Genomic DNA, 14,618 nt, shown 5'->3' with positions numbered 1-14,618 from the left:
TGATTTCTGACGGAGTCCTTCCGCTCTAGCGCAGGCGCACGCGCAGGGACTCCCCTGAATAGCTGACCTCCGTCCCTTTCCCCGGTGCCAGAGGCGGCTGATCCGGGGAGAGGAGATGCAGGCGTAACCGTTTGCGCTCGGCCATACCGTTGAAGCGGCCCTGCCGTGCCCCGATGTGCAATTCGCCGCGCCGGTCGTCCCAGCGCAGAGCGATCAGGCTGCGCGCCCCACCCTCATAGTCATAGGTCACGCCGTCATCCTCATAAAGGTCAAACCCGCCGTCGCGGCCGGGGAAGACGAGAATATCCAGCACCTCCCCGGTCAGGTCAGCCGTGGACTGCGCGACAGGCCCTAAGGGCAGGACGCTGCCCGCCCGTACATGCACCGGGATCTGCGTCAGGGGCGCGGGGACGCTGTGCGTCTTTCCGCCGGCGCGGTGCGCGCCGCTCCACAGGTCGAACCAGCCGCCGTCCGACTGTGGCAGATAGACCGGCCACGCACTGACGCCCGGTTCGACGACCGGTGCCACCAGCAGATGGTCGCCGAACATGTAGCTGTGCCCCTGATCGAGCGCCTGCGCGTCGCGGCGGAAATCGAACACCAGCGGACGAATCAGCGGCATCCCCGCCCGGTGGGCCTGCGCCGCCAGACTGTAGATATAGGGGAAAAGGCGGTAGCGCAGGTTGAGATAGGTGCGCGCCGCGCCTTCGACGGTTTCGCCATAGCGCCAGAATTCGGTATCGGTCATGTAGCCGTGCACGCGCTGCAACGGCAGGAAGGTGGCGTACTGGAACCAGCGGATAAAGCGCTCGTGATAGGCCGGGTCGGTATATTGCGACGGCCCCGGACGGAAGAAGCCGCCCGCATCGACCGTCCAGTAGGGATAACCGGCGGCGGCCATGTTGAGACCGGCAGGAATCTGCCGCTTCAGTGTCTCCCAGTCATTGCCGATATCGCCCGACCAGGTGGCGGCGGCATAGCGCTGCTGACCCACAAAGGCCGAGCGCGTCAGGATGAAGACGCGGCGATCCGGATAGTCGCGCCTTTGCCCCTCATAGACGGTGCGCGAGACCTGAAGCGGGTAGCTGAGTCGTACCCGCTCACCGGCCCCGGCATGGGTTTGCCGCCCGACCAGATCGTCATTTTCCGGCTCCGTCGCGTCCTGCCACCAAGCGTCAATGCCCAGCGACGCCAGACGCTGGCTCTGGTTCTGCCAGTAAAAGGCGGCCGCCTTCGGGTTGAAAAAGTCGATCCAGTCGGTGTCGGGGATATAGAAGCCCTTATCGGCCATAAGCTGCCCCAGTTCGGCCTTGCGATCGACCTTCGACCACACCGACAGCATCAGGCGCAGGTCCATGCCGTGCAGGGTGTTTATCAGCGCTGCCGGATCGGGGTAGTGCGCTTCGTCAAAGCGCATGGCGTTCCAGCCATACTTCCCCCAGTACTGCCAGTCCTGCACCATGACATCGACGGGCAACTGCCGACGGCGGAAGTCTTGCGCCGTTTCGAGGATCTCCTGCGAAGAGTGGAAGCGCTCCCGACAATGGAGGTAACCATAGGCCCATTTGGGCAGAATCGGGGTCGTTCCGACCAGTTTTCCATAGGTTTTGAATATGTCTGCGGAATCGGGCCCGGCAATGACCACATATTCGATGGCGTCGGCCACGTCGGCGCTGAGGACGGTGGTGTCCTGCGCGCGCTCATAAAGAAGGGTGGGGGCGTCTTCGGCATTGGCCTTTACGCGGAGGGTATGCGGACCGGCACTGAGATCGGCCAGGAAGCTGGTCGTCGGCGGCAACCACAGATTGGTCAGGTCCGTATAGGGCTTGCCGTCAATTTCGACATAATGACGCGAAGCCATCTTGCGCCCGATATCGAGCTGAAAGGCATAGCGCCCGGCCGCGCTCAGGTGGATGTGCGCTTCGAAGAGCGCCTCGGTACGTGCCTGCCGCGCATTGCCGCTGCCGGTGGTGACATCGACCATCTGACCCTGTGCCGCCACATCCACCTTCTGCAGGGCGACGCTTTGCGACGGCGGGTTCAGTTCGCACTTGCCGCTGTTCAGCCAAAGCAGGCCGTAGCCGCGGCTGGACAGCAAAAAAGGCAGGCTGATCTGTGTGTTGACCTGAGTCAGGCGGCGCGGAAGCTGGCGCAGATTGAGCGCGCCGTCCTGAAAACAGCCTGTACCGTAGAGATGTTCATCAGCGGGGGATTCGAAGGCCTGACGGGCGATCAACACCGTTTCCGCCCCCAGTTTCGACGGCGTCAGGCGGCGCGCCTGCGCCGTTTCGCTGAGCAAAGGGGTGTCCTGACCATCGAAGAATCGCAGGCGGCCGTTCGCGTCGATATCGCAGCGGATGCCGGGCAGGCGCAGGCTGACCCGCCCCGCGATTCGCTGCTGACGCGGCTTAGGACGGTGGCTTTGCGGCAGAAGCAGAGGGTGGGGATCGCTGGTCAGGCTCTGATTCGCCCGCGCAAAACGCACATGAAAGGCCCGGTCGCTCAGGGCCGTGAGTGACAGCGTCCCCTCTCGCGTCACAGCCATGTAATCCGCCCGTCGCCGGGGGGCGCTCAGGGCCGATCCGGCGGTTGCAGACAAGGCCGTAGCCGCTATTCCTCCGACTAATAGCTGTCGGCGGTCGTAAAGGCGCTCGGACAGATTTACTTTTTTCATAGGGCATCCTTTGAGACTGAGGGAGCGGAAAAATCATACGCGCGGCACTTGTCTTGCGGGGTGCACTCAACCCAATGGCACGGCACCCTTGCCCCCAGAAGGCGAAAATGCAGTCAGATAATTTAATTTAATCAGATACTTATACGCACATTACAGAAAATTTACATACGGGTCGCTCTGGGGATAGCCCACCCCGAAGTCGCATGATAAGGTTGTCATTGCGGTAAAGGTGGACATTCAGGGACTACGTCAAAGTGTCGCAATCTGGCAACTCACGTAATATTTGATAAGTTGTCCGACCTTTCCCATTGAAAAAATGGGACCGCTATCATACCGTCGTTACGTTCATACGTATCGGGTGCCAACACGGGGCAACTGGAAAGGGGCACAGCCCGGCACGTCAGAGTACACCAGAAGAAGTCAAAAAATCGCATCCCGTTCTACCGGGGCACAAAATACCTCGCGACCAAAGTAGTCAGTCGAGGCAGGGAGAGTTTAAAACATGAAACCAGTGAGCGGCACTATTGCCCGTAATCAATCCGTCGTGTCCGGACGTCAGGGCCTGAATGGCAAACTGCTCGGTTCCACGGCGCTGGCCGTGGCGCTTCTGTCGTCGCCGGCCTTTGCTCAGGACGCGGCCAAGACGCCCGCTCCGGAAGCGGCCAAGGATGATGTGCAGACCGTCGTCGTGACCGGTATCCGCGGCGCTCTGCAATCCGCCGCCCAGATCAAGCGCAAGTCGGCCACCTTCGTCGATTCCATCACCGCCTCGGACGTGTCCGCCCTGCCGGACCTGTCGGTCGCCGAAGCGCTGCAACGCGTCCCCGGCGTGACCGTGACCCGCTTCACGCTCGGCGGCAGCCCCGACTTCCCGTCGCCCGAAGGTCGCGGTAACCTGATCCGTGGTCTGGGCTTCGTGCGTTCGGAGTTTAACGGTCGTGATGCCTTCTCGGCCAATGGGGGCCGCGCGCTCGACTGGTCCAGCATCCCGCCGCAGCTCGTCGGCGCGGTCGATGTGTTCAAGAACTCTTCGGCGGACCTGATCGAAGGCGGCATCGGCGGCACGATCAATCTGCGCACGCTGGAACCCTTTGACCGTAAGGGCTATTTTGCTTCGGTTTCGGCGGACTTCAACTATGGCGATCTCGCCAAGAAGTGGTCGCCCTCCTACAATGCCGTGGTCAGCAACCGCTGGCAGACGTCGAATGGTGAATTCGGCCTGATGGGGTCGTATTCGACCTCGAACCTGAAGTCGATGATCCACGGCTGGCAGCAGCCGGCGCCGATCCCGCGCGGCCCGAATACCGGTAACGTGCTGGAATCGAACGAACCGGCCAGCGTCACCACCATCGTGCCGGGCAAGACCGTCGGGGCCATTCTCGGCTTCCAGATGCGTACCAACGAGGTCGAGCGTGATCGCTCGAGCACCTACCTGGCGGCGCAGTGGAAAAACGACACCATGCGCCTGACCGGTAAGTACATCCGGGTCATCAATGAGAGCCAGGGCCTGGAATATACGCTGGAATCCTTCCCGGATGGCGGCAATAACCAGCGCTATTCGGTCACCAACGCCACCTTCGATAATACGACTCTGTCGGGTCTGAATCGCTGTAACGTGCCGGCGGCCAGTGCAACCCGTCCTGTGGACTATTGCGAAACCCAGTTCCCGATCAATGGCGGCCTTATGACTTCGGGGCTGGTCACCAACGATTTTGACAGCTGGACCGGTGCCTATGGTCTGGGTGTCGCCGTTCTGGGGATCGGCAAGACCGAGCGCACCACGACGGACGATATCAGCCTGAACTTCAAGTGGCGTCCGTCTGATCGTCTGTATGTCGAAATCGACGCGCACAAGACGACGGCCAGCGCCACCTCCAATGAAATGTGGGGTGGTTCGCAAACCTATGCCAACGCCTTCATTGTGCCGGGCCTCGACAATCCGCAAGTGACTCTGACGGCCGATCCGCGCACCAAGATCAATGCGGGCCAGATTGCGGGCAATACCGTTGTCGGTACGGACGGCAGTGGCAATTCGGTCTATCGCATCATGCCCGGCTTCCAGAAAGGTATGAACGACCCGAACGCCGCCTTCTGGCTCTATGCCGGTGAAGGTCACCGCGACGGTGACGGTGAGCTGACCGCCGTGCGCGCAGACGTACAGTACGACTTCGAAGCCGATTCGTGGTTCAAGTCGGTGAAGTTCGGCGTCCGTCACTCGGAACGTTCGCAAACCAACAAGGAAATGGATGTCAACTGGGGCAGTATCGCTCCGGCGTGGGAGGGCACTGGCCTCGGCGTCTTCTCGTCGCAAAAGACGCCCGCCTATGATCAGAAGGATTTCAGCGACTTCTATCGGGGCGGCGTTCTGCAAGGACCGAACACCCAGTTCTTGGTTATTCGCTCCGACCTGCTGCTCGACCCGGTTGCCATGCGCAACTACGTCTATAACGAGCCGACCTTCGTCAATGCCGATGGCAGCCGCAAGTCGGGCTGGCGCACCCAGCTCGGCGCCGATGGCAAGCCAAACTACGATCCGGCGCGCGTTTCGGACATCGTGGAAACCACGAACAATGCCTACCTGATGCTGAACTTCGGTAAGGAGTTCGACAACGGCATGTCGGTTGATGGTAACTTTGGCGTCCGCTACACGACCACGAACCTCGATTCGAGCGGCTTCATGGCCTATCGCTCGATTGACGCCGATGCGCAAACCGCCTCAACCACGGCGGCTCCTCGCACAGCCGACGCTGAATCGCGTGACTCGGTTCAGGACTTCCTGCCCGAAACGACTCGCTATCTGTGTCCCGGTCTGCCGGCTACGGCGACACCGGCCTACTTCGCGGCTTGTCCGGCAGGTCAGATCGGCAAGTCTGAAGCCCGCACGGTGTCGGTAAAGGATGACGCTTACTGGCTGCCGTCCTTCAACATGAAGTGGAACCTGAACAGGGACATGCTGATCCGCTTCGGCGCCAGCAAGAATCTGAGCCGTCCGAACGTTCAGGACATGCGTGCGGCTCAACAGACGAGTGCGGTGACAACGCGTGTCGCGTTCCCGACCATCACGGACACGACCGACCCGCTGTATCGCGTGGACCGCGGGGCGCAAAACATCACACTTGACCAGATCCGGGTCACGGGGGGTAACCCGCTCCTGAAGCCGACGACCGCGATCAACTATGACCTGTCCTTCGAATGGTACTTCCAGGGCGGTACGGTCTCCGCAGCCGTCTTCAAAAAGGACCTGAAGAATATCATTCAGGGCGGTGACTACACCCTCGGCTCCATCAAGCTGGACGGCAAGACGGTGAACGTCGTTTACGGTGGTCCGGTCAATGCTGACCAGGCCAAGCTGCAAGGGATCGAACTGGCCTATCAGCAGTTCTATGACTTCCTGCCGGGCTGGATGTCGCACCTCGGTCTGCAGACCAACTTCACCTATATCGACTCCAGTGCCACCCCGCCGCCGGCCTATATCGACGCCAACGGCGATGGTGTGCCGGATGACTTTGGCACCATCTATCGCTTCGGCGTCGATGATCTGCTGGGTCAGTCCAAGTACATCTTCAACGTGGTCGGTATCTATCAGGACAGCAAGTGGGAAGGCCGTCTGGCTTACAACTGGCGTTCGGAAAACCTGACCTCCTATCGTGACTACATCACCGGCGACCCCATCTATAATTCGGATGTCGGTTTCCTTGACGGTTCGATCAAGTACAATGTCAACCGTCAGTTCCAGGTCAGCCTGAACGCCTCCAACCTGCTCGATACCAAGAACAAGGCGGAAGCACAGGTTAACAAGAACGGGGACCGCGTCGATCGCTTCAGCTTCCTGAACGACCGTCGCTTCGTTCTGAGCCTGCGTTACCAGTACTAAGGGTCGCAGCCCGAAACCCCGATACGGGCAAGGGGCGGAGTGTCTCCGCCCCTTGTTCGGGCAGGGCGTAAGGGGATGCAACCGTATGGATCATGACGGTGCAGTGCGTGCCCATATCAGCCCCCATAGGGTGGCGAACCGTTTTCAGTTCGTCCGTATGTCCACGCCGCACATCGCTCAGAGCGAAAGGGAGCTTCTCATGAAACTACTGGCCAAACTGGCTGTTGTCCTCGCCCTGGGCACGGTGGCTGTCGTGCCCGGTGTGGTGGCGGCCAAACCGCCGGTTTACAAGGCGGCCGGACCCAATGGCGGTCTGGGCTATACCAATACCAAGGTCGAAGAAAACCGCTACGTCATCACCTATACGGGGGATGCGCGGATGAAGGCCGATGTGGTGGCGAATTATGCCCTGTTGCGGGCGGCTGAGTTTACCACTGAGGCGGGCCATGAGTGGTTTGCCGTTCTGACGACCTCGGTGAAGGAAATCGAAGTCGGCAGCGCTGAAGACGTGGCGTCGCGCACGGGGGCCTTTATCGGCAATGTGACCGCCAGCAGCGGCGCGGGATCAAACCAGAGCGCGGGGAGTGACAGCAGTATTCCGATGGGCCCGTCCACGGGCGGCTTCGGCGGGGGCGATGTGCCGCCGGCGGTGCTGGAACGCTGGAAACCGAGAAAGGTCTCTCAGGCCGTTCTGCTGATTCAGGTCGGCAGCGGCGATCAGGCCAGCTTCCCCGGGGCGACCAAGCAACCGGAAATCTTCGAAGCCAAGAAGACGGCCGAAGAAATCCGCGCCTCGGTCAAGTAATGGCTCGGCTTGTCTTGAGGCGCAAGCGGGCTTTGACTTGAAGCGATGCGCGCCACCTTGCCTTGGACTTGAAAGGCCAAGCCGGTGATATCTGCCATCTGATTTCAGTGTTTATCCTGCGCGTGCGTTCGATTTAAAATATTATAAAAGTAACGCGTTTAACATTGAAAATATTTACGGTGCTTGTTATGTAATTATTGGCAGCAATTTGCCTCCCAAATTGACATGCCGCTCTTTCATACTGCGCCGCGCTCCCACAAGCGCGGCGCTTTTTTTGTATATTTGCGCCGTTTCGACAAATGACCTGTTGAAATCCTGTATTCCGCGAATATGTTTCTTTAAAAAGAAAGACGTTCGGGCGTGCGGGTCACGCGTATCCGGAGGGCGAAAAGCAGGTTTCTCTGTTTGCCGCCGGGCCTGAGCGTCTTCGGGAGGTAGAGTAGGCATGGACGTAAGTGTGCAGCATATCGGGCAGTCCGGGGCGCGGGTGGTCGTTATCGACGACTTTCTCAATGAAGCGTCGCGCGTTGTCGATATGGCGGCGGCGTCCACGCCCTTTCCGCCCGAAGGTCAGACCGCCTATCCGGGCCGGCGGCGTCAGATCGGCCCCGAAGATCCTGCCTCGCCCTACGTGATGGGCGTGCTGCAGAAGGTGGCGCCCGTCATCGGTCAGGCCTTTGGCGTCAGCGGTTTTGGCATAGTCGAAGCCAGTTTTTCGATGGTCACCACGCCGCCTGACGCCCTGAGTCCCGTTCAGCGCCTGCCGCATTTCGACTGGGCCGATCCGCGTATGGTGGCGGTGCTGCATCATCTGCATCATCTGCCTGATACCGGCACGGCCTTTTATCGCCATATCGCCAGCGGCATAGAGCGCGTCGATGCCGAGAGCGCGCCGCGTTTGCGTCAGGCCATGCGCGATGAAGATGAGCGGCTGGGCGTGTCGTCCGGCTTCACCGCCGAGACCAATGACCGGTACGAAAAGATTTTCCACGTCGAAGGCCGCTTCAACCGCCTCGTTATTTATCAGGGGGCGCTGCTGCACTCCGGCTATATCCCGCCGGATTTCGCCTTCAGCGACGATCCGCGCACCGGGCGTCTGACCGGTAATATTTTCGTGCGGCTCAATGACACATAGCTCGTGCGGCCACTGCACACGTACCAATCGTTTTTCAGACCCGGAAACCCCCTGATCTCTCAGCCTCCACAGGACCCTGCGATGCGTGAAAACCCGGAAGCGATCAAAAGCGTCTGTATCCTTGGCGGAGGGACGGCGGGCTGGATGGCGGCGTCGGCTCTGGCGCACAAGCTACAGGGCCTGCCGGTGTCCGTGACCCTGATCGAGTCCGAAGAGATCGGCACGGTCGGGGTTGGTGAGGCCACCCTGCCGCATATCCGCAGTTTCAACGCGGCGCTCAATATAGACGAAGTGACCTTCATGAAGGCCACGGAAGCGACCTTCAAGCTGGGGATCGAATTCTGCAACTGGGGGCGTATCGGCGACCGCTATATCCACCCCTTCGGCGACTACGGCACGCCGATCGACGGCATCCCCTTCTATCAGTACTGGCTGCGCCTCAAACAGATGGGCGAAGCGGGCCGCCTTGATACCTATGCCTATCCCATCGCTATCGCCGAAGCCAATCGCTTTCGCCATCCCGCCAGCGACCCGGCCCAGATCGAATCCACCTTCGGCTATGCCTATCAGTTTGACGCCGGTCGCTATGCGGCGTTCCTGCGTCGCTTCGCCGAAGGGCACGGCGTGATCCGCCACGAAGGCAAGGTCGTCGATTGCCAGTTGAACCCTGACAATGGCCATGTCGCCGCGCTGAAACTCGATAATGGTGCGGTGATCGCGGCCGACCTGTTTGTCGATTGTTCGGGGTTTCGGGGCCTGTTGATCGAGCAGGCGCTGAAGACCGGCTATGACGACTGGAGCCAGTGGCTGCCGTGCAATCGCGCCGTCGCGGTGCCTACGGAATCCCGCGGCGGCCTGACGCCCTTCACCCGCGCCACCGCACTGGAAGCCGGCTGGCAGTGGCGCATCCCGTTGCAACACCGCACCGGCAATGGTCACGTCTATTGCAGCAGCTTCATCAGCGATGAGGCCGCCCATGCGCGTCTGCTGGGTAATCTCGACGCGCCCACCCTGGCCGATCCGCGTCAGCTCTATTTCACCACGGGCCGTCGCCGCCAGTTCTGGAACCGCAATGTCGTGGCCATTGGTCTGGCCGCCGGCTTTCTGGAGCCGTTGGAATCGACCTCGATCCACCTGATTCAGGAAGGCATTACCGAGCTTCTGCAAATCTTCCCGGACAAGCATTTCCGGCAATCGGACATCGACGAATACAACCGCCGCATGGGCGTCAATTTCGAGCGGGTGCGCGACTTCCTGCTGCTGCACTACGTGGCGACGCAGCGCGACGATACGGAGATGTGGCGGTATTTCCGCAACATGACCTTGCCCGACAGTCTGGAGGAAAAGATTCAGGCCTGGCTGACGCGCGGCCACCTCATTCGCTATGAGTTCGGCGTCTTCCTGCCGCCGAGCTGGGTGGCGGTGATGCTGGGGCAAAACCTGATCCCGCGCCATTACGATCCGCGCGTCGATCGCCTGTCGTCGGACGAGGTGCGTCGCGCGGGGGACGCCCTGAAACAGCGCGTGTCGGCGGCTGCGACGGCCACACCGGATCATGGGGCCTATATCCGCAAGATGGGTGCGGCCTCCGACACCGTCCCGCTTCTGGCGAAAGGCGCGTAAGACCATGACGACTGCAAACCTGCATGTGGTGGTCTGTGGCGGCGGACTGGCCGGTCAGATGACGGCGGCGGCGCTGGGGGCCTATGCCTGTCCGACCCTGACGATAAGCTGGCTGAGTGAGGGCAAAGACCCCGACACGGACCTGTTTTACGGCCATCTGGCCCCGCCCGATGCCTACCGCTTCAATCTGGCGTGCCGGGTGGCAGAGCCGGACCTGATCCTGCACAGCCAGACGGCCCTGTCCTTCGGCACGCACTACCGCCACTGGGGGGCGCAAGGGCTCGACTGGGTGCAGGCCTTTCATCAGCCGTTGCCGGTGCTGGAGGGCGTGCCGTTTCATCACTATCTGACGCAGCAGGGGCAGGGCGCGCTCGAACCCTATCTGGTTTCGGCGCTGGCGGCGCGGCGCGGCGTCTTCGCCCATCCGCCCGAAGACCGTAACCACCCCCTGTCGCGCGCGGAGTATGGCTATCACTTCGAAGCGGCCGATTACGGTCGGCGTTTTGAGCGTGCGGCCCTGAGCGCCGGGGTGCGACGGATTGAGGCCGCCATCGCCGCCGTGGAGGCCGCAGACGGCCATATCCGCGCCGTGCACCTGAGTGACGGTCAGAGTCTGACGGCGGATGTATGGATCGACGCCAGCGGGCCGCACGCCGCCCTGTTGTCACGCCTCGTCCCCGAAACCCTGGGGCATAGGCGGCTGACGGCGCGGCAGGTGCGATCCGACGCGCCGCCGGCGGGCGGTGGGGTGACGGTGGTGACCGGGATGCCTGAGGGCTGGCAGGCCCAGACCCCGCTGCGCGCCGCTCTGCTGACCCTGACCGTTAGCGAGGCCGACAGCGCCACGCCCGCAGACGCTTCGGCGCGCACGGCCACGCTCACCGTGGGGCAGCGTCGTGCCGCCTGGGCGGGCAATTGCGTCGGTATCGGTCAGGCGGCCTGCGTCGCGGAACCTCTGACGCCCGCCCCGATGATCCTGTTGCAGCGGGATATCGAGCGGCTGCTGGCCCTGTTGCCCGTGACAGCGGACCTGTCGGTCGAGCGCCGGGAGTTCAATCGTCAGGCCGAGGTCGACTACGCCCACGCCGGCCTCTTTATGCGCGCCCTGTTCACCGCCGCGCCGCTGGACGGCTCGGCCTACTGGCAGGCCGCGACGGCGGAGCCCGAGGATGCGCGGCTTCGCCTCAAGATCGAGCAGTTCGAAAGTCGGGGCCTGCCCGTCGCCTTCGACCTCGAACCCTTCAGCCGCGAAGACTGGCTGATCCTGCACTATGGCATGGGCCGCCGGCCCGCCCGCTATGACCGCACCGCCGACCGCGCCGATCCGGCCCGCGTCGAGGCCTATCTGGCCGCTCAGCGCCGCGACATCGACGGTGTGGCCCGCGCCTTACCGCCCCACCATCAGTATCTGGACGGCCTGACCGGCTATCTGCGTCAACAACAGGGACAAACCGCGTGACCTCGTACCTCAAGGAGATCGTGATTCTGGGTGGCGGGTCCGCCGGGTGGATGACGGCGGCGGCCCTGTCCAGTCTGGTCGATTCGCAGAAAGTCTCGGTCGTTCTGGTCGAATCCGATCAGATCGGCACCATCGGCGTCGGCGAAGCCACCATACCCGACATCATCAACTTCAACCGGATGCTGGGGATTAGCGAAGACGCGTTCATGAAGGCGACCCATGCGACCTTCAAGCTGGGGATCGAATTTGTCGATTGGGGGCGCAAGGGGCAGGCCTATATCCACCCCTTCGGCACCCACGGCGTCGATATGAACGGCTTTGACTTCCACCAGTACTGGCTGCGGGCGCGGCAGGGGGGCCATACCCACCCGATCGACGACTACAGCATGAGCGCCGTCGCCGCGCGTCAGGCGCGCTTCGACCTGCCCCCCGCGGGGCAGAATTCCCCGCGCGCCCACATCCGCTACGCCTATCATTTCGACGCCACCCTCTATGCCCGCTTTCTGCGCAGCTACGCCGAACAGCGCGGGGTGCGCCGCGTCGAAGGCAAGGTCGAGCGCGTCGTTCAGAACCCCGACAGCGGCGATATCGAGGCCCTCGCGCTCGACAACGGCCAGACCCTCACCGGTGAGCTGTTCTTCGACTGCACGGGGTTCAGCGCCCTGTTGCTGGGTAAGACTCTGGGTGTCGGCTATCACGACTGGAGCCACTGGCTGCCCTGCGATGCGGCGCAGGCCGTCGCCTGCACCCATGCCGGGCCGCTTCTGCCCTATACGCGCTCGACCGCCCGTCCGTCCGGCTGGCAGTGGCGCATCCCCACCCAGTCGCGCACCGGCAATGGCCATATCTACAGCCGCGCCTTCATGGACGATGGTGAAGCGACGGAGATATTGCTGGCCAATCTCGACGGCGAGGTGATGGGCACCCCGCGTCAGATTCGCTTCACTGCCGGGCACCGCCACACCTTCTGGAAAAACAACTGCATTGCGATCGGCCTGTCCGCCGGTTTCCTTGAGCCGCTGGAATCGACCTCCATCTATCTGATTCAGGAGGGGATCAGCCGCTTCATCGCCCTGTTCCCAGATGCCTCCCTGCCGGCGGTGGTGCGCGACGAGTATAACCGCCACATGCGCACCGAGTTCGAGCAGGTGCGTGACTTCATCATCCTGCACTACAAGGCGACCGAACGCGACGACACGCCCTTCTGGGACTATTGCCGCACTATGAGCATCCCCGACAGCCTGACGCACAAGATCGAGCTGTTCCGCACGGCGGGCCGCACCTTCCGGTACGAAGAGGAGCTGTTTGCGCGCACGAGCTGGGTGGCCGTCTTCCTGGGGCAGGGCATCGTGCCGCAAACCTGCGATCCGGTCATTGCCCATCTGCCGTATGACACGGTGGTCCGCAGTCTGGAGTCGATGCGCGCCGCCATGGCCGCCGAGGCCGCGCGTATGCCCACACACGCCGCCTTCCTGCAATCCTACTGCCCCGCTGTGCGGGCCTGATCGTGCCGAACCCCGAAGAGACCATGCAAGACCTGAGAATACGCAAGATTGTGATTGTGGGCGGCGGCACCGCCGGATGGATGGCCGCTGCGGGCATGTCCAAGCTGATGCCGTCGCGCGAAGTGGCCATCCGCGTCATCGAATCCGACGCCATCGGCACGGTCGGGGTGGGCGAAGCGACCATCCCGCACATCCATTATTTCAACCGCCTGCTGGGGCTGGATGAGAACGAATTTATCCGCAAGACCAATGCCACCTTCAAGCTGGGGATCGAGTTCGTCAACTGGGGCGGGCTGGGGCAGAGCTATATCCACCCCTTCGGTGCCTACGGCGCCAATATGGATGGCATCCACTTCCACCATTTCTGGCTGCGCTATGCAAAGATGGGCAAGGCCCCGTCTCTGGATGCCTACAATCTGATGATCCGTGCCGCGAAGGCGCACAAGTTTCAGCGCCCGGACCCAACGCGCCTCAATGCGGCGCTCAACGGCATCTCCTATGCCTTCCATTTCGACGCCAGCCTCTATGCGCGTCTGATGCGCGAACTGGCCGAAAAGCGCGGTGTCACCCGCACCGAAGGCCGGATCACCCGCGTCGTGCAGGACCCGCAGTCCGGCCATATCGACAGCGTCGTGCTGGAAAGCGGTGAGACGGTCGAGGGCGACCTGTTTATCGACTGCTCCGGCTTCCGCGGGCTTTTGATCGAGCAGACTCTTAAGGCCGGCTATGACGACTGGAGCCATTGGCTGCCGTGCGACCGCGCCGTGGCCCGCGCCTGTGCTAGGGTCGCCGACCCTATCCCCTATACGCGCTCGACCGCCAAGACGGCGGGCTGGCAGTGGCGCATCCCGCTTCAGTCGCGCACCGGCAACGGCCACGTCTATGCCAGCGCCTATATCTCCGACGAGGCGGCGCTCGACAGCCTCAACAGCGATCTGGATGGTGCGCCGCTGAGCGAGCCCAACTTTCTGCGCTTTACCGCCGGCATCCGCCGCGCGCCGTGGACAAAGAATGTCGTTTCGATCGGTCTGGCTTCGGGCTTCCTTGAGCCGCTCGAATCGACCTCCATCCACCTGATCCAGACGGCTATTGCGCGGCTGATGGCCAACTTCCCGGACAAGAGCTTCAATCAGCCGGATATCGACTATTACAATGCGCGCACGCGGCTGGAGTTCGAGCAGATCCGCGACTTCATCATCCTGCATTACAAGGCGACCGAGCGCGACGACACGCCGTTCTGGGCCTATTGCCGCCATATGGAGATACCGGACACCCTGCGCGAGCGGCTGGCCATCTATCAGGAAAATGCCCGTCAGTACCGCCACGACAATGAGCTGTTCAGCGAGGTGAGCTGGCTGGCGGTCATGCACGGTCAGAATGTCCGCCCCAAACGCTACCACCCTATTGCCGACATGATTCCGGACGAGGAGCTGATCCGGCGCATGACGCACCTCGAAGACGAGGTGACGCGGGCTCTGGCCCTGATGCCGGATCATCAGGCTTTTATCGACCGCCATTGCCGCGCAGCGGTGTGAGGGTGGGT

8 protein-coding genes are annotated in these 14,618 nt (G+C 62.2%); 7 read left to right on the top strand and 1 reads right to left on the bottom strand.

Annotated features, from left to right (window positions below; translation table 11 throughout):
* Nucleotides 1–25: 25 nt before the first annotated feature.
* Nucleotides 26–2,674 carry a glycoside hydrolase family 31 protein gene (locus PQU94_RS15465; RefSeq protein WP_272742333.1) on the bottom strand — a complete coding sequence of 883 codons (2,649 nt, stop codon included), beginning with the start codon at nt 2,672–2,674 and terminating at the stop codon, nt 26–28.
* Between the two features lie 502 nt (nt 2,675–3,176).
* Here PQU94_RS15465 and PQU94_RS15460 point away from each other — a divergent pair.
* The 7 genes from PQU94_RS15460 to PQU94_RS15430 all read left to right on the top strand — a co-directional run bounded on the left by PQU94_RS15460 (nt 3,177) and on the right by PQU94_RS15430 (nt 14,610).
* Nucleotides 3,177–6,548, top strand: a complete 3,372-nt coding sequence (locus PQU94_RS15460; protein WP_272742332.1) for a TonB-dependent receptor — start codon at nt 3,177–3,179, stop codon at nt 6,546–6,548.
* Between the two features lie 199 nt (nt 6,549–6,747).
* Nucleotides 6,748–7,353, top strand: coding sequence for a CC0125/CC1285 family lipoprotein (locus PQU94_RS15455; RefSeq protein ID WP_272742331.1), 606 nt, complete (start codon nt 6,748–6,750; stop codon nt 7,351–7,353).
* A gap of 445 nt (nt 7,354–7,798) precedes the next feature.
* The gene (locus PQU94_RS15450) at nt 7,799–8,488 is read left to right on the top strand and encodes a DUF6445 family protein (protein WP_272742330.1); all 690 of its coding nucleotides are present in this window, start codon (nt 7,799–7,801) and stop codon (nt 8,486–8,488) included.
* Nucleotides 8,489–8,569: 81 nt separating this feature from the next.
* On the top strand, nt 8,570–10,111 hold the full coding sequence (locus tag PQU94_RS15445) for a tryptophan halogenase family protein (protein WP_272742329.1): 1,542 nt from the start codon (nt 8,570–8,572) through the stop codon (nt 10,109–10,111).
* Nucleotides 10,112–10,115: 4 nt separating this feature from the next.
* Nucleotides 10,116–11,570, top strand: coding sequence for a tryptophan 7-halogenase (locus tag PQU94_RS15440; RefSeq protein ID WP_272742328.1), 1,455 nt, complete (start codon nt 10,116–10,118; stop codon nt 11,568–11,570).
* Nucleotides 11,567–13,075 (top strand): tryptophan halogenase family protein, encoded by a 1,509-nt coding sequence (locus PQU94_RS15435; RefSeq protein WP_272742327.1) that lies wholly within the window; start codon nt 11,567–11,569, stop codon nt 13,073–13,075. The genes PQU94_RS15440 and PQU94_RS15435 overlap by 4 nt, the downstream gene beginning before the upstream one ends.
* A gap of 23 nt (nt 13,076–13,098) precedes the next feature.
* Nucleotides 13,099–14,610, top strand: coding sequence for a tryptophan halogenase family protein (locus tag PQU94_RS15430; RefSeq protein ID WP_272742326.1), 1,512 nt, complete (start codon nt 13,099–13,101; stop codon nt 14,608–14,610).
* The last annotated feature ends 8 nt before the right edge of the window (nt 14,611–14,618 follow it).

Source organism: Asticcacaulis currens, from assembly GCF_028550395.1.
GTDB classification, from domain to species: domain Bacteria; phylum Pseudomonadota; class Alphaproteobacteria; order Caulobacterales; family Caulobacteraceae; genus Asticcacaulis; species Asticcacaulis currens.
The sequence above is the reverse complement of the archived record's forward strand: the minus strand, read 5'-3'. Positions and strand labels throughout refer to the sequence as shown.

Coding starts and splice junctions, on each gene's coding strand:
- PQU94_RS15450 (WP_272742330.1), top strand. CDS start 7,799: ATGGACGTAAGTGTGCAGCATATCGGGCAGTCCGGGGCGCGGGTGGTC.
- PQU94_RS15430 (WP_272742326.1), top strand. CDS start 13,099: ATGCAAGACCTGAGAATACGCAAGATTGTGATTGTGGGCGGCGGCACC.
- PQU94_RS15445 (WP_272742329.1), top strand. CDS start 8,570: ATGCGTGAAAACCCGGAAGCGATCAAAAGCGTCTGTATCCTTGGCGGA.
- PQU94_RS15455 (WP_272742331.1), top strand. CDS start 6,748: ATGAAACTACTGGCCAAACTGGCTGTTGTCCTCGCCCTGGGCACGGTG.
- PQU94_RS15460 (WP_272742332.1), top strand. CDS start 3,177: ATGAAACCAGTGAGCGGCACTATTGCCCGTAATCAATCCGTCGTGTCC.
- PQU94_RS15465 (WP_272742333.1), bottom strand. CDS start 2,674: ATGAAAAAAGTAAATCTGTCCGAGCGCCTTTACGACCGCCGACAGCTA.
- PQU94_RS15440 (WP_272742328.1), top strand. CDS start 10,116: ATGACGACTGCAAACCTGCATGTGGTGGTCTGTGGCGGCGGACTGGCC.